Origin of the sequence: Cognaticolwellia beringensis, assembly GCF_002076895.1 — a bacterium.
GTDB lineage: Bacteria > Pseudomonadota > Gammaproteobacteria > Enterobacterales > Alteromonadaceae > Cognaticolwellia > Cognaticolwellia beringensis.
Genome location: NZ_CP020465.1, coordinates 2,946,617 through 2,969,603, shown reverse-complemented (window position 1 = coordinate 2,969,603; position 22,987 = coordinate 2,946,617). Strand labels below are relative to the sequence as shown.

Sequence of the window (22,987 nt, the reverse complement as noted above, 5' to 3'; positions counted from 1 at the left end):
TAAACCTTAGTTTAGTGTTTTTTTATTGTTAATGGCGGGGAACGTGTTAATGCACATGCAATTGCGTGACTAAACCTTTTGGGTTTTCGACTTGATCTAGTAAGAGCATTTTATCGTCAGGTGAGTCGCCAACAAATGCTGTTACAGCAGGAGTGATTTCAGTTTTACTTACATCACCATCATCACCTGTTAGTGGGCTATGTACTTCTATTAATCTTTTATCGGGTTCATAGGATAATTTTATTGTTTGATCAACAATGCGCACCGGTGTGTTGATTTCAATATGCTGATATAGCCACTCGATATCATCATCATATAAGCGAATACAGCCTGAGCTAGCTCGCATACCAATACCAAAACGCTGATTTGACCCATGCAATAAATAGACACTTGTACCTAGACGTAAGGCATATTTACCAAATGGATTTTTAGGTCCTGCAGGCACTTCATCAGCTAACTTCCTGCCATGTTCAGCAAAATAACGCGCTTTCATTTCACTTGTTGGACGCCAAACAGGATCTTTACGTTTTTCACTTATGTAACTCACCGTCTTAGGCGTTTCTAACCCTTGTCTGCCAATGCCAACGGGGAAAACATGCACCTTGTCACTATTTTCGGGAAAATAATACAAGCGTAACTCGGGCAAATTAATAATAATACCTTCACGCTTGCCAAACGGCAGTAGCATTTGAGTTGGAATAACCAGTTTATGCCCAACAGTAGGTAAAAAAGGATCAACACCAGGATTGGCGGCCATTAGCGCAAGAAAACCGACATCATATTGCTCAGCAATAAGTTGAAAGTAATCCCCCTTGGCAACTTCATGATATTGCGGTTCACCAATTAATCTTGAACCTGCCTCAGGTAGCGAATATATTTTTGCAAAACTTACCGTCGTCATAAAACTAGACAGCAATAAAATATAGCTCATAGCGATAAGTATGAGCTTGGCTGAGAAAAAACTTTTAATCAAAATAACGGCGGTCACTCTACGGGTTAAATAAATATCATAAACTAATCTAGTTTATTACTAAATTTGAATAAATGACCAATGAACATCAGCAGTTTAAAATGATAAATACTAATATTACTCAAGCCAATATGGCGGCATGGCAATTGCTATAGCCTTAGTATTGTCTAGTGCCACTAACAAGCCTTCGACTTTACTTTGTTGCCACTGAACGATTTTTTTAGGCGGATCAGAAAGTTTCTCTAATTGCAGCTGGATAATCCAAAGCGATTGTAATTCACTTATGCCTTGCTGCAAGTCTAACCAAGGGCGACGAAATTTATCACGCAATTCGTTATCAAATAATCCCGCAAGCCAAGTACCGGTTAATGAGCTTCGATATAGGGGTTTGCTTTGTGCTATGTACCTTTGACAGTGTGAGCTCGCCATATTTTTCATCTGAGTACTAATTTCACTTAAGCTAAATTGAATTTTATCTTGAGCAAATTTAATTAGTGTTTCGCCGCCTTCATAATTATCTACAGCCTTATTTTCACTGCGTAATAAATACAGCTGTAATATCGAAAGCTGCAGTTGATTAAAGCGGCTATTATGTAGCAGTTGGCAAATGTCTTCATTGTTGGGAAATCGACGTTTTTCTATTTTAAGTTGCTTAATAAGTTGCTTACTAAAATCAAGTTTTTTACGGTAATTACCCGTTTTATTGGTAAGCTCACGTAAATGTATCGCGTTATCAACCCAAGCAAGTAAATGAATAAAATGGCTTAATTCATTTCTGATAAGCAATTCTTCTTCTGTTAAGTAATCCGCGAACAACCAAAAACCATGACGTAAAACCGCTAGGTTTGCTTTTACTTTCACTAATTCATCTAAGGTTTGAGTCGCTAAATAGCCCTCAATACTTTTTTGTAGCAGGGTAAGACCGTGACCTAGCCCATACGTAAAGGCTTGTGCAATCGAGTTACTTCGATTTTCACAAATATAACTTGTTTGCTGAACTTGCTCAACAGCTGGCTCAGTGCGCCAAAGTGCATAGCCTCGTGCCGCTTTACTTTTGATACCAGGGCGAAGTGCTAGCGCTTTAAAAAGCAACGACGCTAAGTTAAACAATGCTGACGTATCGCCTTGAACTAACTCAAATTCAAGTTCATGAATGGTTTCTTTTTTCTCAGCGCTGGCAATCTCACCTTGGTCATAAGCCAACTCAACTTCATTGCCATTAGCATCGGTAATTAGCCAAGTGCAACGTTTAAAATCGGTATTGAATAAAGCGACTAGTTCATGTTGAATATTTGCTACTGATTGTCCCGATTGCCAAATTTCATCTGGAAAAAGTGATAAAATAGGGAAGTCACTTTCAATATTAACATTATATTCCGGACGACTATGCAAACCACCAACAACCTGCCCTGCGGTTTTAATAGTTTGTTCAATATGATTATTACTACGGCGAACTCTCAATCCCATGTCATGTTGTCGTAAATTCAACTCTGGGGTATCAAAATAGCAATTTGCGAGCTGCTTTTCTTGATAGCTAAAGTGAATATTTTCACGGCCAAATACTTGGGTTATTTTTTCTACAGTGTTATCGCCTAAAACTAAATATTTAAGCTCTATTTCGGTCGTCATACTTTTCCAATATTAGTTATAAATCAAGCCTATTAACTGCAACGACAATCTTTTGAGATTGTTTTTCGTACAATGGCAGCAAATAATAACCTCAATATTACATGATTGATATTTTATAGCAAAAATCTTAGAAATCTAAGCGACATCACTTGCTATCATACCTGCAAAGTCCTACTATCTTTGCCATTCCTGTTTAAAATGGCGCTATTGGTTATTTCATGATGAACATAAAACAAACATTCGTTACCCTACTATTATTAATTTCCTTATTTTCTCTCGCTGAAGAGGCGAATTCGTCGACTACTGCTGGATATATCTCTGAAGATTTAATTGTTTATATGCACACCGGTGCTGGCAAAAATTATCGTATACAAGGTACGGTAAACTCAGGTGAAAAAGTCGTACTAACGGGTAAGTCTAACAATGAATACAGCGAAATTATTACTGATAAAGACCGTACCGGTTGGATTGAAAGCAAGCATGTTTCAACAAAACCAGGCATGCGTTACGTTATTGCTGATCTCAATGAAAAGCTCGCTAGTTTTCAAGCGGGAAAAAGTCACATTACTCAGCAACTAAACGAAGCAGTTATCGAAATTGATGCATTAAAATCAGAACGTAGTGATTTACAAAATAGCATATCAGCACTCAATATGGATTTAACACAAACTAAATCACAATTGAAAAATCAAGACACTAGTATTAAAAAACAATGGTTTTTTAATGGCGCAATCGTCTTAGGTATTGGTTTATTATTTGGTTTGATCTTACCGCGCTTATTTTCAAAGCGTAAAGCAAGCATGGAAAACTGGGGTTAACTTTTTAATTATAATTTAAGAAGTCACCTATAAATTACTCATAGAATTGAAACTCATATTTTGAAATTACATAAATTATCTTACACGTTATTTTTATTTTGCTTTTTTACGTCTGCAGAACCTTGGATCGACACATCAAATATATACCTCAGAGCAAGTATTCAGCAACTTGCTGACGCTGGCCATATAAACACCCCCGTAACAACATTTCCATTAATGTGGTTAGATATAGGGCGAGACTTAAAGCATGTAGAATACTCCTCGTTAAATAGTTCTGAAAAACAAGCCTTTGATTATGTAAATCATCAATTTCGTATGGCTAAAAAAAACAGTAAGAAATTAGAATTCAATACCGCCAATAAAGACAAACGTTTCACAAGTTTTGGTGAGGACTTTAGAGATAAAAATAATATAAAAATCCAAACGAGTCATATGACAGACTCTTTTGCTTTTGGTCTTTCAACAACTTATACCTTCTCACCACAAGATAACGACAAAACTCGTTTTGATGGTAGTTATGTTGCCGGTTTTATCGGCAACTGGGTGGTTTCTGTAGGGAAACAAGATCGATGGTGGGGTCCAGGTTGGGACAGCAATTTAAGCTTAACCAATAACGCTAGGCCTATTCCTGCGATTTCGTTATCAAGAAGATCTGCAATGCCACTAGAAATTCCATTTACTGAAATTGAAATTCCTTGGACCGTAACTTCTTTTATGGGCGTTATGGACGATAATCGCGTTATTGATGACACCTTGCTCTGGGGCTTTAGGCTAAATTTCCTACCATTTGATGGTTTAGAAGTCGGCATTACTCGTTTAGCGCAATTTGGCGGCAAAGGCCGTTCAAAAAGCTTAGGCACTTTTTGGAATGTGTTATTAGGCAAAGATAATTGTGGCGCTTCAGGACTCGATTGTGGCGTAAATAAAGAAAACGAACCTGGCAATCAACAAGCCGGATACGATTTACGCTATTCATTTAGCGTACTCAATACCCCTATCGGTCTGTATGGTCAATATTTTGCAGAGGATGGCGACAATAGTGGTTCTTCATTAAGTTTCTTAACTGAACCACAAGTACAAGTAGGTATAGATACCCATTTAAGACTTTTTTCAGCGCCAACCACAATTTACTTAGAATACACCGATACCTACGCTGATTGCTCAGATACTGATAATAGCAGTGTTGGTAACTGCTTCTATGAACATCATATTTACCATACCGGTATGCGTTATCAACAAAGAACCTTAGGTAATTTATACGATAACGATGCTACCAGCGTGGTTTTAGGCTTTATTACTACCATCAGCCAAAATACCAATGTCACGAGCAAAATTCGTCATTTACAGCTTAATAAAGATAACAACGACAAAGCGCCGAATAATATCCTTATTGGTAACCCACTGACAAAAATCGCCGAAGACATGATCATGATTTCGACTAAAGTTCAGCATAGTTACAAAAACTGGCGCTACACGTTAGGTTTAGACCTCAGTAACTCTAAATTCGAAAATGCGATTGCAGATAAGAATCAAGCAAACTTATTTTTAAAAGTTGAATATAACTTATAAAATATATTTGACTAATTAAGTAGTCTATATTCAATAGGTAAATGGATAAATACAAGATATAAAACATAACCAGTAGTTATGATGTTTATCAATTTTATATCTTCGTATTGTTCATTTTACCTCTAAAAAATGATCAGTTAATTAATAAGTTTGATTAAACTTCAATCAAATAACTTAGCTTTTTACTGAATATAATTGTTATATCATCTGTCAGTAGTTATTAACTCTACTATTAAAGAAGAATCCCCCTCGATAATATAAATATTTAAGCTGTTGATTTGATAGCCACCTGAAAAGAAATATTTATCTAATTCGACATAAACTCGTCATTAACTTTCCTTAAATCAATTCATATTTAACTTATCGTTACATATTGTAACAAAATAATGCATACTTGATAATCAACTGGTTTTAAAGGATTAACTCACCAGCATTACTATTAGTTTTAAGAGAGATACTAATGCGTGTTTATTTCGACATTTTACACCTCTATTATTTGCCACAATATTTGCCCGTAAAAAATGCATTAGAAGCCAAAAATATTGAATGTATTTTTATTCTATATCAACAAGAGCATTTAAATAATACTTTAGAGAATTATGTAAAAAATCATAATTTGAATTATGTTTGGGTAAATGACAGAAAAGATGCTAAAAAAATATACTTAGAAGCTAAGCCTGAATGGATAATTTTTGGTAACGCTACCGATGACTTAAATGAAATACATTGTTTTTCAAAAACAGCATTATTGCAGCATGGTATAGGTCCAAAAGCATGCTACTACGATGTTTCTTATTCCCCAATAATGTATCGTTTTGTTGAAGGAAAACACAGACTAGAAAGATTACAGAAAATTTTTCCGAAAAAAATATTTATTGATACCGGCTATGCGAAGCTTGATCCTATTATCAATAATACTGAAACTAAAATAACGCTTGAAAGTTTAGCATTAGATCCCACTAAGAAAACTATTCTTTATGCTCCTACTTTTTATCCTAGTTCTATTGAATGTTTACCACAAAATTTTCCTGATCTTTTTAAAGAATACAATATTATTATCAAGCCCCATTTTTTTTCTTTAATTAAAAGTAAGTATAAATCACAAAAAGAAAAATTAATAAACTGGAGCCGTTATGCAAATGTATATGCTTGTGATGTTGATGATGTCTCTATCCTACCATTTATGCAACTTGCCTCTTTAATGATCAGTGATGCATCGTCAACCCTCTTCGAATTCACAGCTCTCAATAAGCCCGCTATCTGGTGTGATTTTTATAAACTACGATGGTCTTATCGTGGCATATTTAAATTTAGATTAAATAAAAGATTAGATACTGACTTAAGTTACTTTGGAAAAGTTGCCGCAAGAGTAACAAATATAAAGGAGCTTATTGAAAATACAAAATTGCATCTGAATGAACCACAATTAAACGAAGTAAACAGACTCGAAATGTCTGAACATTTAACCGGTAAAGTTGACGGTAAATGTAGTGAAAGAATTGCCGAATTTATTGTAGGTGAATGTGCATGAGAGTTATAACTTTTGGCACTTTTGATGTATTTCACGTTGGTCACGTCAATATTTTAGAGCGAGCTAAACTTCAGGGGGTACATCTAATAGTAGGCGTTTCGTCAGATAATTTGAATTTGGAAAAGAAAACTAGATATCCTATATATTCAGAAGATGACAGACAACATATCATCAGTTCATTGCGCTGCGTAGACGAAGTATTTCTTGAACAATCTTTAGAGCTAAAAGCGGAGTACATTAAAAAATACAATGCCGATATTCTCGTGATGGGTGATGATTGGCAAGGTAAGTTTGATCATTTGAAAGATCTTTGCAAAGTTATTTATTTACCAAGAACACCATCAGTTTCCACAACAGAAATTATTGAAGTGGTGAAAACTAAACGAAACTAAAGTTAAATGACTAAGCCGTTATAATACCGCTTGTTTTTCCTTATTAAAACTTCCAGTAGTTTAGCTCTTTCCGCATTTTCAATGCCCTAATTAAGTTCATCGGCTTAGTTTTAGCTGGACGCTTACCAGAATCAATCATACTATCAACAGCATCTAGCACTCGTTGAGCTGACTGCCCATCTTGTTTTGGGTGCGTTTCACTGATAAACCTCTCAATATTCGCCATTAAAGACTTAGGTCGAGACAAAGCATTTTCTAACGCAAGCTCTAATTGACTTGGCTGATTGATATCAAGTAAATAGTCACTTGGCGAGATGTTATTAAATGTCACTACCGGCTTCCCCTGCAACAAAAACATAATAAGCACTGACGATGTATCACAAAGCATCACATCAGCCTCTTGCAACAGTGGAATAACATTATCAGTTTCAATAAAGGTTAAATGTTCGCTTTGGATGGCTTTATATTGGTCAACAATTCCTGCATCCATTTTCGGGTGAAATTGAATTTTCCATTGCCATTTTCCTGACTGGCTTAACCTCTTAATCGTTTCTAACAATATTGGAGCACAAGTTAAATTGCGTGAAAATGTTGAACACATCAGAATCATTGGTTTTCTATTATCAGCATCAGCTTTGCTCGTCTTTACAAAAAGTGGATCTAAAGCCGGCCAACCTGTTTCAACAACCGAAAAATGTCCGTGCTGTTGTGCTAATAATTGAAATTTTTCAGTGGTATTTGGTCCTTGAGTACAATAAAGATCAAAACACCCTCTAATATTAAAATGATCTTCGAGTCCTCTTCTATTTAGCTTTCCAGAATTAAAGCCATGAAAAACTGCCACTTTTAAACCTGGTATGAAGCTAGGTACGGTATTTCCTGGTACAAAAACAGCAAGCGGATCATATTCTTTTATTGCTTTTATTGATTCAATTTTTACTTCATTACGTTGTAAAAATTCATTATTAATTTCGCTGCCATACAAGAACCAGCGTACTTCACCACCATTTTCCTTTATGGTTTTTTGCAGCGGTCTTAAAATAGCAAAACTGTAATTTTGGCTGATAAAAAAAAGGTACTTTTTAACTGTCATAAGGAGAATCTCTACAATTAAGTGCCATGCACATTGCAACTTGGTGTTTCCAGCTAGTTTAGCTGATAATTAAACTTCAATAATAACAAAAAGCTACACATCTCTGTTGCTATTGCGAATGGCTTCTTGTAATGGTCTTAAAATAGCGAAACTATAGTGTTGAGATATATTTAAAACAAACTTTTTTGCTTGCATTTTTGGCTCATCAAATAGTGCAATTATAGAATCGCAGATATTAGCAAGATATATGTTAAAAATCAGCTACAGATAAATCAAACTTAAGATCAAACTTAAGAATAAGGTTATATACAGAAAAAAAACCTTATAACTTATAATATATAACAAAATCACAATTGACATCACAGTGATAAGTGCGCTATTAATAACGTACTCACTATTTATTAAACAAAAAACTTAAGCAAAAGCATAAATGAAAAATTTCACTAACATGATTCGAATTAACCTCCTCCTCGCATTATCAACGCGCGGCTAGGTTTTATTGCTTGAAAAATAAATAGATAACATAATAAAACACTAAACCCGCGCTATTCAACGCGGGTTTTTTTATGCTCGTTATTTAGCGTAAACACTTTTAAATCAGGGACAAACATGGGCATTTCTAACGATAAAGTAATTATTTTTGACACAACATTACGTGATGGCGAACAGGCATTGAACGCGAGTTTATCGGTACACGAAAAGTTACAAATAGCACACGCTATTGAACGTTTAGGTGTCGACATTATGGAAGTGGGTTTTCCAGTATCGTCACCGGGTGATTTCCAGTCTGTACAAGAGATTGCACGCACAGTGAAAAACGCTCGAGTTTGTGCCTTAGCGCGAGCGGTTGAAGCTGATATTAAAGCCTGTGCAGATGCCTTGAAGCCTGCAGATCAATTTCGTATTCATACCTTCATTTCTACTTCTGATGTGCATGTTCAACAAAAATTGAAAAAAAGCTTTGCTGATGTGCAAGCCATGGCAATACATGCCATTAAATATGCCCGTCGCTTTACCGATGATGTCGAGTTCTCCTGTGAAGATGCGGGTAGAACCCCAATCGACAACTTATGCCGCATGGTTGAACAAGCCATTATAGCGGGTGCTACAACCGTCAATATTCCTGATACGGTGGGTTATACTTTACCAAACGAATTTGGCGGCATTATCGAAACTTTATTTAATCGCGTACCTAATATTGATAAAGCGGTTATCTCTGTGCATTGTCATAATGATTTAGGTTTAGCCGTAGCTAACTCAATGTCAGCAGTGCAAGCCGGTGCAAGGCAAATTGAATGTACCATTAACGGCATTGGTGAGCGTGCAGGTAATTGTTCACTTGAAGAAGTCGCCATGATTATGAAAACTCGCCATGAATTATTGGGCGTGCATACTCAAATTAATCATCACGAAATTGCCCGTACGTCAAAATTAGTCAGTCAACTTTGTAATATGCCAGTACAGTTAAATAAAGCGATTGTTGGCGGTAATGCTTTTAGTCATTCTTCGGGGATACATCAAGATGGAATGCTAAAAGCCAGTAATACATATGAGATTATGACACCAGAAAGTGTCGGTATCAGTAAAACCAAGTTGAATCTAACCTCGCGCAGTGGTCGACATGTTATTAAACATCGTATGGAAAGCTTAGGTTATCAAGAGTCTGATTATGAAATAGAAACACTTTATGCTGACTTTTTAGCCTTAGCGGATAAAAAAGGCCAAGTCTTCGATGATGACTTAGAAGCTTTACTATTTAATATTAAACAACAAGACCAGCAAGACTTTTATCGCTTACAAACGGTAAACGTGCAAAGCGGCGGTAGTGAGTTTGCTACTTCGAGCATCAAACTTGCCATCGGCGATGAACATAAAATCGTTTCTGCAACCGGTAATGGTCCTGTAGATGCCCTTTATCGAGCAATTAAAAAAGCCATTGATATTGAATTTGAAGTAAGCGATTACAAAATTTCAAACAAAGGTGAAGGTGAAGATGGTTTAGGTAAAGCCGATATTGTTGTCTCGTGGCAAGGCCGGAATTTTCATGGCTACGGCTTAGATACCGACGTTATTAAAGCTTCAGGCCATGCCTTAGTTAATGCGCTTAACGGTATTCATCGTGCTATTACCATTGCCGAGCTTAAAACTGAGCTAAAAACAGAACAAAATATCGAGTTTGTAAAAGAAGCGGCTATTGATGGTCAAAACCAAATATAGCCAAATCAATATAAACAGATAAAGACTAGCTAAACTTAGCTAGTCTTAAATTAAATTCAATTAATATATTTATAGGTTTAAAACACTATGTCGAAGATTGCAGTATTAGCCGGTGACGGTATCGGGCCAGAAGTTATGGCTCAAGCAGAAAAAGTATTACAAACAGTTGCCCAACAGTATGACTTTGAAATAAGTACTCAGCATTATGACGTCGGCGGCTGTGCTATCGACAATCACGGTAAAGCACTACCAGCAAGTACCATCGAAGGCTGCGAACAAGCCGATGCCATTTTATTTGGTTCGGTCGGTGGCCCAAAATGGAGTCACTTACCTCCAACTGAGCAACCAGAAAGAGCCTCTTTGCTTGATTTACGTAGCCATTTCGGACTATTTTGCAACATGCGCCCAGCAAAACTACAAAGCGCAATGTCACATCTTTCACCACTTCGCGCTGATATTTCGCAAGCAGGTTTTGATATTTTAGTGATTCGAGAGTTAACCGGTGGTATTTATTTTGGCGAGCCTAAAGGGCGGAAAAATCAAGGGCAAGAAGATGAAGCAGCCTTTGATACCATGATTTACTCTCGTAAAGAGATAAGCCGAATAGCACACCTTGCCTTTCAATCAGCTGAGAAACGTCGTAACAAGGTTATATCAATCGATAAGGCCAATGTATTAGCTTCGTCTCAATTATGGCGAGAAGTAGTTATAGAGGTTTCAAAAGACTACCCTAACGTAGCTCTTGAGCACATGTATGTTGATAACGCAGCAATGCAATTAGTTCGCAATCCAGCTCAGTTCGACGTCATGTTATGCTCTAACCTTTTTGGCGATATTTTATCTGACATCTGCGCCATGATAACTGGCTCTATGGGATTATTACCTTCAGCAAGCTTAAATGAGCAAGGCTTTGGTATGTATGAACCCGCTGGTGGCACGGCGCCAGATATCGCAGGAAAAGGTATTGCTAACCCTATCGCTCAAATTCTTTCAGTGGCATTAATGCTGCGTCACAGCTTAAATCAGGTTGAAGCAGCTAACGCTATCGAAAATGCCGTGGCAGACGCACTAAACGCAGGTAACTTTACCGGCGATCTATTAAGTGAAGATCAACGCCACAACGCTAAGTCTACCAACGAAATGGGCGATATTATCTGCCAATATATTCGTGATAACCAAACAACTTCAGGAGCAAAATAGCATGGCAACCACCTTATACGAAAAATTATGGCAAAGTCATGTCATTGAAGAAAAAGCCGACGAGACACCATTGATCTTCGTTGATCGTCACTTAATCCATGAAGTGACTTCACCACAAGCTTTTGCCAATTTAAAATTTCATAATCGTGTATTACGCCACCCTGAACGTACCATCGCGACAATGGATCATAATATTTCTACTCGTTCCATTGAAATTAATGCCGCGGGTGAAGGTGCAGCAAATCAATTACGTACATTAGAAAAAAATTGTAAAGAATTCGGTATTGAATTATTTGGCATGGGCCATAAAAACCAAGGTGTTGTGCATGTAATGGGGCCGGAACTTGGCTTAACGTTACCCGGTACGGTTATTGTTTGTGGTGACTCGCATACTGCTACACATGGTGCTTTTGGCGCTTTAGCATTTGGTATTGGTACCTCTGAAGTTGAGCATGTATTTGCTACTCAAACTTTACGTCAAACAAAAGCTAAAACCATGCGAATTGAAGTAAAAGGCCAAGTCGCTCCTGGCATCAGCGCTAAAGATATTATCTTAGCGATTATTGGCAAAACTGGCAGCGCAGGCGCAACCGGTTATGTAGTTGAATACTGTGGTGATGCTATTGAGCGCTTAACCATGGAAGAGCGCATGACGGTGTGTAATATGAGTATTGAATTTGGTGCTAAAGCGGGCCTTATCGCGCCAGACGAAACCACTTTTGAATACTTAAAGGGCAAAGATTACTCGCCAAAAGGCGAAGTATGGGAGCAAGCGGTGAATGATTGGAAACAGCTAAGATCAGATACTGATGCAACTTTTGATAGCTATTTAACGCTTGAAGCAAAAGACATTAAAACCCAAGTTACTTGGGGAACAACACCGGGTCAAGTGACCCAAGTTGATAATGTTGTGCCATCACCAGAAGACTTTTCTGACCCTGTAGAGCGCGAGTCTTGTGTTGCAGCCTTAAAATACATGGGCTTAACCGCGGGTACAAAAATTACTGATATCACGATCAATAAAGTGTTTATTGGCTCATGTACGAACTCTAGAATTGAAGATTTACGTGCTGCAGCAGCGATTGCCAAAGGTAAAAAAGTATCTCCAACAGTTGATGCTATTGTAGTTCCTGGCTCTTACCGCGTTAAAGCACAAGCCGAAGCTGAAGGCTTAGCACAAACTTTTATTGATGCAGGTTTTGAATGGCGCTTACCTGGTTGTTCAATGTGTTTAGGCATGAATGATGACGTGTTAACCGAAGGCGACCGTTGTGCTTCTACCAGTAATCGTAACTTTGAAGGCCGACAAGGCCGTGGTAGCCGTACACATTTAGTTAGCCCTGAGTTAGCCGCTGCCTCTGCTATTGCAGGACACTTTGTCGACTTAACGACTATTAACAAACAAGTTCAAGGAGCATAGCATGGAAAATTTTACCCAACATTATGGTTTAGTTGTGCCATTGGACGCAGCAAATGTCGATACCGATCAAATAATCCCGAAACAGTTTTTACAAAAAACTACGCGAACAGGATTTGGCCAGCATTTATTTAATGATTGGCGCTATTTAGATAATGAAGGCAAAGTAGATAATCCTGAATTTATTCTGAATAATCCAAAATATCAAGGTGCTAGCATTTTATTAACGGGCGAAAACTTTGGTTGTGGCTCAAGTCGAGAACATGCACCTTGGGCATTACAAGAGTATGGTTTTAAAGTGATTATCGCCTCTAGCTTTGCCGATATTTTCTATGGTAACTGTATCAACATTGGCATTTTGCCGATTACATTAACAGAAGCTGAAATAACGGAACTATTTAAGCAATCAAAAGATGGTCTGCAACATCTTACCGTTGATTTAACAGCAAGCACAGTTAAAACAGCAAATGCGCAATATAATTTCACCATGACACCTTTTCACAAGTACTGTTTAGAGAATGGTGTTGATAGTGTCGGCTGGACGTTAAATAAAATTGCTAAAATAGAAAGTTATGAAGCTAAAATACCAGCTTGGCAATAAGTAAGCTTTGCATTAAGTAAATAACAAGAGCCATCAGGCTTCACGTCTGGTGGCTCACATAGTTTCCTAACCAAGCTGTTCATCTATAGGTAACACTAATTCCAAGAAGATAACGCAGCCATCGTAAATTTTTCACCTCGAAAGCTCAATACTACCTTTTGTGGCAGTATTTCATTAAGCAGTAATTCACGGCTTATATAATCCCCTTCATAGCGATCGCGGCCATTAACCCTTATCCAGCCTTGACCATCACTGGCATAAATATGCATTTCAAATTCTAATGACGGTACACCGTCTTGCACCCAAGTTGGCATTTGCGTCAGCGGTATTAACTCACTAGTATCTGTTGTGACATTATCGCTTGATTCGTTACCTTGTTTCGTTTGTTCAATAGCTGACTTAAAACTTGCTAACAACGCATCTGAAACGCCCTCTTCAGCTTCAACCATAAAATTGTTGGGCGCTACCTTTTTAGCTGTAACTTTTGGCACCTGTGCTGTTTTTTGCGTATTAGCTAAGTTCTTTTCATCCGCTATAAATTGGCTATTATCATCGACTTTATTAGCTAATTTAGCGTCAATAGTATTTGAAGTTTTAAGTAATGTTGCATCATTAACATTAGCTGCCACATTCTCAGTTTCTGTTCTCGCTAATCTTGTCTCGCTAGCAAGCTCTGAGGCAATTACTTTAGTGTCGCTGTCACTTGCACCAATAGTAGTTACAGCTGGTAATTTACTTATTTCTGCTGTGATTTCTTTTTGACCCGATTGAGGCTTTTGCGTATCAACAGCCACAAGTTTATTTATATCAACGATAGTTGGGTTTGTTATTCTCAGGGGTTGATGAGTTCCCCACCAAATACCGATCGCTAAAACTAAGCCTAACAAAGTAATAAGGCTGCCAGCTTTTATAAATGAATTATTCCACCACGGGGTGACTTCAAATTCATCACCTAAGGCATCGTGAGCAGCTTGTAGTACAATTTTTCGATTAACCACGGCATTGTTACTGTTATAGGCGTTCATCAAAGAGCGCTCTGCTAACAGATTCATTAAACGTGGTATACCATTGCAAGTTTTATGGATGGCGCTCACAGCACTTTTATCAAAAATATTACGAAAACATTTTGCCACCGACAAACGGTGTTTAAGGTACTGGGCAACTTCTTGTTTATTAAGTGGCAACAAATGATAGCGCGCGGTTATTCTTTGCGCCAATTGTCGTAAGTCTCGTCGCTGCAATAACTGCTGCAATTCAGGTTGACCAATCAAAATGACTTGTAAGAGTTTTTTAGTATTAGTTTCTAAATTCGTTAACAGGCGGAGCTGCTCTAAAACTTCAGGCTGTAAATGCTGGGCTTCATCAATAATCAACAAGGTATTAATATTGTCACTATGGTTTTTAAGTAATTTCTGTTGAATTTTATCGGTTAACGTTTTTAACGTTGCGCCCGTTTTTCGGTAGCGAATTTTTAATTCATCACACAGGGTCGCTAACAACTCTTGGCTTGATAATGTAGGATTAAGAATAAAAGCGGCTTGAGTATTTTCTGGCAAATTTTCCATTAAACGACGGCTAAGCGTAGTTTTTCCTGTTCCAACCTCGCCGGTTAACAGAACGAAACCACCCGTATCACCTAAGCCATAAGTTAAGTGATTGAGCGCTTCACGGTGCCTGTCGCTCATAAACAAATAATCGGGATTTGGTGCAATTGAAAACGGCTTTTCTTCTAAACCAAAATAACTAGTATACATAGCAAATATTAACTGAGGGATCGACCCAGTGAAATTACCTTGTACGCGTTCATATGTCAAAAATCACGTGCTATTGTGTTATACCAAGTTGATTAATTAACGGCTCATTTTTAATGGTTAAAATGAATAATGACGACGTTATAAAATTTATAAGTAGAATTACTACTGACTAAATTTTATGCCTTATCATTTTCCATTTTCCCTCATGAAAAAGTAGATCACTTAATTAATCAAATTGGTATTAAAGTTTATTGCTATAATAACCCCATATTATTAAATTATTATTTTCAGAGGTTTAAAGCACTTAATGGCAGATATAACCCAGCAGCTAAACACTTTTTTAGTCGGCGGTGCCGTTCGCGACGCCTTACTTAATCGCGCAGCTGTTGATAAGGACTATGTGGTTGTCGGCGCTAGTGTTGAGGAAATGCTTCGCCTTGGTTTTTTACAAGTAGGAAAAGACTTCCCAGTATTCCTACATCCTAAAAGTAAGCAAGAATATGCCCTAGCCCGCACAGAGAAAAAAGCAGGACAAGGTTATACGGGCTTTAATTGCAATGCTTCACCCGACGTAACACTTGAAGAAGACTTACTGCGCCGAGATCTCACCATAAATGCCATGGCAATGGACGAACACGGTAAAATAATTGATCCGTATAACGGGCAAGTAGACTTGAAAAATCGCGTATTACGTCATGTATCACAGGCTTTTATTGAAGATCCACTCCGTGTCTTACGTGTAGCACGATTTGCAGCACGATATCATGAGTATGGCTTTGTAATAGCGCCTGAAACACTCGCACTAATGACTCAATTAAGTGAAAGTGGCGAATTACTCAGTCTTTCCGGCGAACGTATCTGGCAAGAAATGGAGCGTAGTCTTGGAGAAAAGAATCCTGAAGTGTTTTTTCAAGTGCTTTACCAATGCCAAGCACTGAAATCCATATGGCCTGACTTGCATAATTTATGGGGCATACCTAACCCAGAAAAATGGCACCCGGAAATTTGTTCTGGTATACATACCATGATGGTACTAAAGCAAGCGGTATTATTATCTGATAAAACTACCATCAGATTTGCCAGTGTTTGTCATGATTTAGGTAAGTCATTAACAGAAGACGTAAAACTCCCCTCGCACCCCGGTCATGAAACAGCAGGATTGCCGCTAATAGAAACCCTGTGTTCTCGTTTGCGTGTGCCGAGCGCACATAAAAACTTAGCTTTAAAAGTGTGCCAGTTTCACTTACATCTGCATAAAGTATTTGAATTAAAGCCGAGTACAATTTTAAAGTTATTAGATCAATTAGACGTATGGCGAAAGCCTGATGAATTTACTGACTTTTTACTCTGTTGCCAAGCTGACTTTACCGGCCGCTTGGGATTCGAATCGCGTGAATACCGCCAAAAAGACTTCCTCTTTAGTGCCTATACTTTGCTAAATAAGATTACAGCTAAGCCATTTGTTGAACAGGGTTTAAAAGGCTTTGCTATTAAAGAAGCCATAGCACAGCAAAGACTACATACATTAACGTTGTTTAAAACAAGTTATATCGAAGAGCACAATATGAATGAGTAAGTGATACAAGAATTTGCTTGTTCTGTAATTAAAACCAATAGCCTCTACTTAGTTTTACAATAAATCACTCACATTCAATGTTACACAAGACAGAGCCCAGATAGAGCACTAAATACCCAGCAAAAAAAAAGCCATATCAAATAATATGGCTTTTAGACTTAAGTAACTTTGAAATTAAAAGTTATAAGTTGCTTTTACGTAGTAATAACCACCATTGTAATCAAATGCACCACTTTCGTAGTATTGAGCACCAAATTCACCCGATGCATTCTCAGATAATTTTTGAGCTTCTTGATCAAAAATGTTATTCGCTCCCGCTGATAAAGTAATACTATCATTTAACAAGTAACTCACTTCAGCATCAATTGTTACGGCTGAAGCCCCCGTTTCATTCAAACATTCGGGTTCAGCACAAGTATCATCGGCATGCGTAGCAAAGTATTCACCAAAATAGTTTACACGGACAAAGCTAGTTAAATTTTCCCAATTTTGAGCAATGGTAACAGTTGCACGATTTTCGGGTATACCTTCTTCTAAGCGGCGAACTTTACCAATATCCGTGGTTGCCACGTTAAATTTATCTACCCTTGTATCAGTCCAATTATACGCTAGTGACAATACTGTATTACCACCGAGTAACGCCATATTATAGTTTGCAACAACATCGACACCTTGTGTTGTGGTATCAAAATCATTGGTAAAATATGTTACTGCCGAGATCAACTCTGGATTAACAACACCTAACGCTGCAAGTTGAGCGTGATTTTCAGCTAATACTGGAACCTGGCTTGACTGTGTTAATCGGTCAATGACTTCGATATTGTAGTAATCTAGTGTAAAGAGGAAGTTACCGTGTTGATACACACCGCCAAGAGCAAAACTTTTTGACATTTCTGGTGTTAACTCTTTACCACCATAAAATGCAGAGAGTATGTTAGTTGGCGGTGCAAGAAATGATTGAATTAAGTTGCCACCAACAATTGAGGTTTGCGTATTAGTCACATTGGCTTGACCTACTGTTGGCGCTCTAAAACCTGTACTATGAGAGCCACGAATTGAAATCTCTTCACTAATAGTTAATTGTGCCGTTAATTTGTAATTGGTAGTACTACCAAAGCTATTAAAGCTTTCGTGACGAAGCGCCGCCCCAACTAAAAGCGCTTCGGTTAAATGAGCTTCTACATCAACATAAGCGGCCGCATTACGGCGGTCGTTACGACCTTGTGTTTCAGGACCAAAACCTTTAAAACCATGTGAACCAATATTGAAACCCTGATCTGCATATGCGCCTGCTTTCCATGATGCTTCTTCACCTGAGATAATTTCAAAGCTTTCTTCTCGCCATTCAAGCCCCATAGCAACATTAACAGGCCTTCCTAGGCCCATTTCAATACCTTTAACTAAATCAAAGTTGAAAGTTTTTTCCATTTGAATATAGCTACCTGTGTCGAAATTAACGGGGGTGTCTAAACCAAGTGATGGGTTTAACGTGTTGCTCAAATTAAATTTCGATTCGTTACGACCTAAAGAACCACTTACATCAAAAAACCAGTCTTTTAAAACACCGCTGTTAATCTCACCTTTCGTACCAACAGTTAGCGATGTATCTATAATTTCACCGCCAAATTGTGGCGTATAACCGCCAGGCATAATTTGATTCATTGAGAAACAATGAGCATCAGCTACCATCGCTTGGTAATCAGCTGTGTCTAATACATTCGGTACATTGGCTGATACATTTGAAGACGCCAAAGGGTCATCAGCCGTAGCATTTGACCATGAACAACTCGGCACACCTGTTGTGGCTAATCCAACATCACCAACCAGCAAGGTTTCTCCTCCATCGATTGAAAAGACATTATCCCGGTTATGTGGGTTACGGTAATAGAAGCCACCTGTAGCATTACGCTTAGAATAGTTACCGAACATATAAAATGCTTTATCGTCACCTAAATCAAGACCAAGATTACCGAATAGGGTAATATCATCTTTAATTTCGGGATTACCCCAAATTTGTACTGGGTTCTGGATAAAGGTATTGCCAGCTTCAGCAATACTTTGAGCTTCAAATTGTTGTACACTTCGGCTTGTTGCGTCGGCATTTTTTATCTGGAAGCTTAAATTAACAAAACCATCTTTCATAAAAGGCAAACCAACGTTACCATCAACGACCGTTGAATCGCCATCACCCTCGTAATATGAACCTTGTCTTACTGAAATTGAACCGCCGTCAGCGTCATCTTTAAGTACAAAGTTCATTACTCCAGCAATAGCATCTGAGCCGTACTGTGCGGCTGCACCATCTCGTAATACTTCAATTTGCTTAATGGCAACGCTCGGGATTACCGAAATATCAGGACCTTGTGAACCATCATTAATGCCACCACCTTGGAAAGCAATAACTGAAGCACGATGACGACGCTTACCATTTAAAAGCACTAAGGTTGAATCTGAAGGTAAACCACGTAAGTTTACTGGGCGAATTAATGATGCAGCATCACTAATTGGTTGAGCGCGTGCATTTAAAGATGGAATAGCACCGACTAACATATCAAGCATATCACTCGATGCATTTTTACCTAACTCATCCCCGCTGATAATATCAATTGGCACAGGAGATTGAGCTACCGAACGCGGAGCTGACCGAGAGCCTAAAACGGCAATACGTTCAACACTAGCTTTTTTTTCTGCTACAGCTTCAAAACCGGCGGCAAAGCTAGGTGATGTACCAAGTGCTAAGCCAACAGCAAGGGCTAAAGTTCCTGTACGGTATATTGTAGACATGTTATTTCTTCCTAATAATAAATATGCTTAATATATGAATTTGCTCTTAATAGTAGCTTTTTTAGAGTTAGCTATTTTATAGTTTAATACTAAATACATATATCGCAACACCATTTGTTGAACATGGCTTAAAAGGTTTTATTTTCAAGAAGTGATTACAAAACAAAGGCTAAATGCAATGTCGCCATTTAAAATTAGTTATATCTAACAGCAGAATATGAGTGAGTATGTAATATGAAATTTTGTTGAATCTGTAATTAAAAGCTAATACCCCCTACTTCGTTTTACAATAATTTAAAGCGTAAATTATCAATCACATTTTATAATACAAGCAACATAGCCCAAACAAGTCCTAAATATCAGACATAAAAAAGCCATATCAATTGATATGGCTTTTCAGGTTTTACTTATGGGCTTAATTAAAACTTATATGCGGCTTTAACGTAGTAGTAACCACCATTATAGTCGTATGGACCACTTTCGTAGTACTTACCACTAACTACACCGTAAGCGCCACCATCTTTTTGAAGCTCTTGTGCTTCTTTGTCGAATAAGTTGTTAGCACCTACTGATAATGTCCAGCTATCGTTTAAGAAGTAGCTAACTGAAGCATCAATAGTGTAAGAAGAACCTACAGTTTCTGACCAACCGTATGAGCTGAACTCATCAGGTTCATCAGCATGTGTTGCAAACCATTCACCGAAGTAGTTGGCACGTACAAACATACTAACGTTTTCCCAGTTTTGAGCTACTGTAAACGTTGCACGATGCTCAGGAATACCTTCTTCTAAACGACGTACTTTAAAGCCAGATGTAAACAAACCTGGGTCATCTACTTCAGTAGCATTGAAGTTATAAGCAAGACTAAACTTAGTGTCACCTTCTAATAACTCCATACCGTAGTTAGCAACAATATCAACACCTTTAGTTGTAGTGTCAAAATCATTAGCAAAGAAAGTAATTGAACCATTTAGTAGTAATTCAGGGCTTGGGTACTTACCTTGTAATGCAGCTACATGTGCTGGTGTAATAAATACTTTATCAGTTTGTGCTACACGGTCTGATACTTCAATATTATAAGCATCAACTGTCATGAAGAAATCACCACTTTGGTAAACCATACCTAATGCATAACTTACTGACTCTTCAGGTTGAAGCTCAACACCACCTAGCTCTGCCGAAACAGGGTGGGTTGGTGGGAAAGTTGCTGACTGAATTAGCTCGCCATTAACCAATGATGTTTGCGTATTTACCACGTTGGCTTGACCAACTGTTGGTGCACGGAAACCGGTACTATGAGAAGCTCTGAAAGATAACTCATCATTAAGTTGATATTGCGCTGTTAATTTATAGTTAGTGGTATTACCAAATGAAGAGAAATCTTCATAACGTAATGCAGCACCTAATAAAAAGTCTTCAGTAATGTATGCTTCAACATCGATGTAAGCTGCAATACTTTGGCGTTTATTAATACCTTGTGCTTCAGGAGAAAAACCAGCAAAACCATGAGAACCCACACTAAAACCTTGAGTTGCTAGTGGACCTTGCTTCCATGAAGCTTGCTCACCTGACACAATTTCAAAACTCTCTTGACGCCATTCAAGACCAGTTGCAAAATTCACTGGCTCTGATAAGCCCATGTCAATGCCTTTTACTAAATCAGCATTAAAAGACTTCTCTAATTGAATATAAGAACCCGCTTCAAACGAAAGACCTGGTTGATCGGCATTCAACGCACCCATTGAAGGGTTAACTGTGTCAACTAAAGTATAAGTTGATTTATTACGACCAACTGAGCCGCTGATATCATACATAGCTTGATCTAAGAAGCCGCCTTTAATTTCACCACGTGTACCCATCACTAATGAAGTATCGTTAATATCACCAGTAAATTGCGGCGTGTAACCACCAGGCAGTAGTTCATTAAATGCCCAACAATTATCGTTGTTAGCAACACCGTCAATGTAATCTTGTTGAGTTCTAACATCAGCAGCTGTAATAGCGATGTTTGGACATGCACCAGCATTACCATCCATAGCACCCACTAATAAGTCACCGTTTTCGTCGGTGAATACACCACCACGGTTTTGTGGGTTACGATAATAATAACCGCCAGTACCCGTTCGGCTTGAATAGTTACCAAACATGTAAAATTCTTTATCGTCACCTAAATCAAGACCAACATTACCAAATAATGTAATATCGTCTTCAATTTTTGGATTACCCCAAGTCATTGCAGGGCTTGCTACATTAGTATTACCTGCGTCAATTAAAGCTTGTGCGTCAGGGCGTTGTACACTTCGACTAGTAGCATCAGATTCTTTTAATTGAAAAGAAAGGTTAACAAAACCATCTTTGGTGAAAGGTAAACCAATGTTACCGTCAACAATAGTAGAGTCGCCGTCACCTTCGTAGTAAGAACCTTGTTTAACAGAAAGTGAACCGCCATCAGCGTCATCTTTAAGTACAAAGTTCATTACACCAGCAATAGCATCAGAACCATACTGTGCGGCAGCACCATCTCGTAATACTTCAACTTGTTTTAAGGCAACACTAGGAATAACTGAAACATCAGGACCTTGAGCACCATCGTTAACACCACCACCTTGGAAGGCAATAACAGAAGCACGATGACGACGCTTACCATTTAATAAAATTAATGTTGAATCAGATGAAAGGCCACGTAGGTTAACGGGACGAATAAACGATGCCGCATCTGAGATAGGTTGTTGACGAACGTTAAATGATGGTACAGCTGCTTGTAACATGTCTAGCATGTCACTTGAAGCATTCTTACCAAGCTCATCACCACCAACAATATCAATTGGCACTGGAGAATCAGCTACTGAACGTGGGGCAGAACGAGAGCCAACGACGGCAATGCGCTCTACATCTTTTGCTTTTACTTTCGATGTTTCTTCAAAACCTGCGGCAAAGCTAGGGGCTGTACCAAGAGCTAAGCCAACAGCAAGGGCTAAAGTGCCTGTACGGAATGTTGTAGACATGTTATTTCTTCCTAATATATGAGTATGCTTTTTTAGTTAGCTATTTTACTGATAGCTATTTTTATTGTTTATTGCTCAATGTGTTATTCGCAACACCACTAATGCGTTATAAATCGTTCGATTAACCCAAAGAGCTTGATACTTTTATAAAACAGCTAGAAAAACATTACAAGGGATGATTTTCTCTCAGTTATTACAAAAAATGGTTAAAAAGGAATGATATGCAAAGCTATTCAATACCTATTCACAGGCTATCAACATATGTAACCGACCTGTAACCCACATTCTGCGTGCGCTATAGAACAACATTCAAATTAGTAATCTGCGATTATTCTCGTATTAAGTAAACTGTCTTTGCATATTTAATCAAATAAAAGTATGTAAAAAAATGTAAAAAAAAATGAACTAATTTAAAAGTTACAGCTTACGTT

15 protein-coding genes are annotated in these 22,987 nt (G+C 37.9%); 9 read left to right on the top strand and 6 right to left on the bottom strand.

Annotated elements, in window-relative coordinates:
* Positions 1 to 46: 46 nt before the first annotated feature.
* Positions 47 to 901: a L,D-transpeptidase family protein gene (locus tag B5D82_RS12565; RefSeq protein WP_245807464.1), complete on the bottom strand. Its 855-nt coding sequence runs from the start codon at positions 899 to 901 to the stop codon at positions 47 to 49.
* Positions 902 to 1,087: 186 nt separating this feature from the next.
* The gene (locus B5D82_RS12560) at positions 1,088 to 2,599 is read right to left on the bottom strand and encodes a CYTH domain-containing protein (protein ID WP_081151973.1); all 1,512 of its coding nucleotides are present in this window, start codon (positions 2,597 to 2,599) and stop codon (positions 1,088 to 1,090) included.
* Between the two features lie 218 nt (positions 2,600 to 2,817).
* Here B5D82_RS12560 and B5D82_RS12555 point away from each other — a divergent pair, with 218 nt between their 5' ends.
* The 4 genes from B5D82_RS12555 to B5D82_RS12540 all read left to right on the top strand — a co-directional run bounded on the left by B5D82_RS12555 (position 2,818) and on the right by B5D82_RS12540 (position 6,909).
* Positions 2,818 to 3,417: a TIGR04211 family SH3 domain-containing protein gene (locus B5D82_RS12555; RefSeq protein WP_081151972.1), complete on the top strand. Its 600-nt coding sequence runs from the start codon at positions 2,818 to 2,820 to the stop codon at positions 3,415 to 3,417.
* Between the two features lie 60 nt (positions 3,418 to 3,477).
* Positions 3,478 to 4,986 carry a capsule assembly Wzi family protein gene (locus B5D82_RS12550; protein ID WP_157673894.1) on the top strand — a complete coding sequence of 503 codons (1,509 nt, stop codon included), beginning with the start codon at positions 3,478 to 3,480 and terminating at the stop codon, positions 4,984 to 4,986.
* Between the two features lie 460 nt (positions 4,987 to 5,446).
* Positions 5,447 to 6,517 (top strand): CDP-glycerol glycerophosphotransferase family protein, encoded by a 1,071-nt coding sequence (locus B5D82_RS12545; RefSeq protein WP_081151969.1) that lies wholly within the window; start codon positions 5,447 to 5,449, stop codon positions 6,515 to 6,517.
* Positions 6,514 to 6,909 carry an FAD synthase family protein gene (locus B5D82_RS12540; RefSeq protein WP_081151967.1) on the top strand — a complete coding sequence of 132 codons (396 nt, stop codon included), beginning with the start codon at positions 6,514 to 6,516 and terminating at the stop codon, positions 6,907 to 6,909. The genes B5D82_RS12545 and B5D82_RS12540 overlap by 4 nt, the downstream gene beginning before the upstream one ends.
* A 43-nt stretch (positions 6,910 to 6,952) precedes the next feature.
* On the opposite strand, the gene B5D82_RS12535 is transcribed toward B5D82_RS12540, so the two are convergent.
* Positions 6,953 to 8,002, bottom strand: a complete 1,050-nt coding sequence (locus tag B5D82_RS12535; RefSeq protein ID WP_081151966.1) for a CDP-glycerol--glycerophosphate glycerophosphotransferase — start codon at positions 8,000 to 8,002, stop codon at positions 6,953 to 6,955.
* Positions 8,003 to 8,611: 609 nt separating this feature from the next.
* Between B5D82_RS12535 and leuA the strand changes: the two genes are divergently transcribed.
* The 4 genes from leuA to leuD all read left to right on the top strand — a co-directional run bounded on the left by leuA (position 8,612) and on the right by leuD (position 13,437).
* The gene (gene leuA, locus B5D82_RS12530; protein ID WP_081151964.1) at positions 8,612 to 10,219 is read left to right on the top strand and encodes a 2-isopropylmalate synthase; all 1,608 of its coding nucleotides are present in this window, start codon (positions 8,612 to 8,614) and stop codon (positions 10,217 to 10,219) included.
* 87 nt (positions 10,220 to 10,306) lie between these two features.
* A complete protein-coding gene (leuB, locus tag B5D82_RS12525; protein ID WP_081151963.1) occupies positions 10,307 to 11,419 on the top strand; it encodes a 3-isopropylmalate dehydrogenase in 1,113 nt (370 codons plus the stop codon).
* A 1-nt stretch (position 11,420) separates the two neighbouring features.
* Positions 11,421 to 12,839 (top strand): 3-isopropylmalate dehydratase large subunit, encoded by a 1,419-nt coding sequence (leuC, locus tag B5D82_RS12520; RefSeq protein ID WP_081151961.1) that lies wholly within the window; start codon positions 11,421 to 11,423, stop codon positions 12,837 to 12,839.
* Position 12,840: 1 nt separating this feature from the next.
* Positions 12,841 to 13,437, top strand: coding sequence for a 3-isopropylmalate dehydratase small subunit (gene leuD, locus B5D82_RS12515; protein ID WP_081151959.1), 597 nt, complete (start codon positions 12,841 to 12,843; stop codon positions 13,435 to 13,437).
* A gap of 95 nt (positions 13,438 to 13,532) precedes the next feature.
* Here the strand turns inward: leuD and B5D82_RS12510 are convergent, their stop codons facing one another.
* A complete protein-coding gene (locus B5D82_RS12510; RefSeq protein ID WP_081151958.1) occupies positions 13,533 to 15,191 on the bottom strand; it encodes an AAA family ATPase in 1,659 nt (552 codons plus the stop codon).
* Positions 15,192 to 15,498: 307 nt separating this feature from the next.
* Here B5D82_RS12510 and B5D82_RS12505 point away from each other — a divergent pair, with 307 nt between their 5' ends.
* Entirely contained in the window at positions 15,499 to 16,767 is a 1,269-nt protein-coding gene (locus B5D82_RS12505; RefSeq protein WP_081151956.1) for a multifunctional CCA addition/repair protein, read from the top strand.
* Positions 16,768 to 16,941: 174 nt separating this feature from the next.
* Here the strand turns inward: B5D82_RS12505 and B5D82_RS12500 are convergent, their stop codons facing one another.
* Positions 16,942 to 19,551: a TonB-dependent receptor plug domain-containing protein gene (locus B5D82_RS12500; RefSeq protein ID WP_081151955.1), complete on the bottom strand. Its 2,610-nt coding sequence runs from the start codon at positions 19,549 to 19,551 to the stop codon at positions 16,942 to 16,944.
* A 419-nt stretch (positions 19,552 to 19,970) separates the two neighbouring features.
* A complete protein-coding gene (locus B5D82_RS12495) occupies positions 19,971 to 22,556 on the bottom strand; it encodes a TonB-dependent receptor plug domain-containing protein (RefSeq protein WP_081151953.1) in 2,586 nt (861 codons plus the stop codon).
* Positions 22,557 to 22,987 lie beyond the last annotated feature (431 nt).

Coding starts and splice junctions, on each gene's coding strand:
- leuC (WP_081151961.1), top strand. CDS start 11,421: ATGGCAACCACCTTATACGAAAAATTATGGCAAAGTCATGTCATTGAA.
- B5D82_RS12545 (WP_081151969.1), top strand. CDS start 5,447: ATGCGTGTTTATTTCGACATTTTACACCTCTATTATTTGCCACAATAT.
- B5D82_RS12510 (WP_081151958.1), bottom strand. CDS start 15,191: ATGTATACTAGTTATTTTGGTTTAGAAGAAAAGCCGTTTTCAATTGCA.
- B5D82_RS12495 (WP_081151953.1), bottom strand. CDS start 22,556: ATGTCTACAACATTCCGTACAGGCACTTTAGCCCTTGCTGTTGGCTTA.
- leuA (WP_081151964.1), top strand. CDS start 8,612: ATGGGCATTTCTAACGATAAAGTAATTATTTTTGACACAACATTACGT.
- B5D82_RS12500 (WP_081151955.1), bottom strand. CDS start 19,551: ATGTCTACAATATACCGTACAGGAACTTTAGCCCTTGCTGTTGGCTTA.
- leuD (WP_081151959.1), top strand. CDS start 12,841: ATGGAAAATTTTACCCAACATTATGGTTTAGTTGTGCCATTGGACGCA.
- B5D82_RS12505 (WP_081151956.1), top strand. CDS start 15,499: ATGGCAGATATAACCCAGCAGCTAAACACTTTTTTAGTCGGCGGTGCC.
- B5D82_RS12540 (WP_081151967.1), top strand. CDS start 6,514: ATGAGAGTTATAACTTTTGGCACTTTTGATGTATTTCACGTTGGTCAC.
- B5D82_RS12535 (WP_081151966.1), bottom strand. CDS start 8,002: ATGACAGTTAAAAAGTACCTTTTTTTTATCAGCCAAAATTACAGTTTT.
- B5D82_RS12565 (WP_245807464.1), bottom strand. CDS start 901: ATGACGACGGTAAGTTTTGCAAAAATATATTCGCTACCTGAGGCAGGT.
- B5D82_RS12560 (WP_081151973.1), bottom strand. CDS start 2,599: ATGACGACCGAAATAGAGCTTAAATATTTAGTTTTAGGCGATAACACT.
- B5D82_RS12555 (WP_081151972.1), top strand. CDS start 2,818: ATGATGAACATAAAACAAACATTCGTTACCCTACTATTATTAATTTCC.
- leuB (WP_081151963.1), top strand. CDS start 10,307: ATGTCGAAGATTGCAGTATTAGCCGGTGACGGTATCGGGCCAGAAGTT.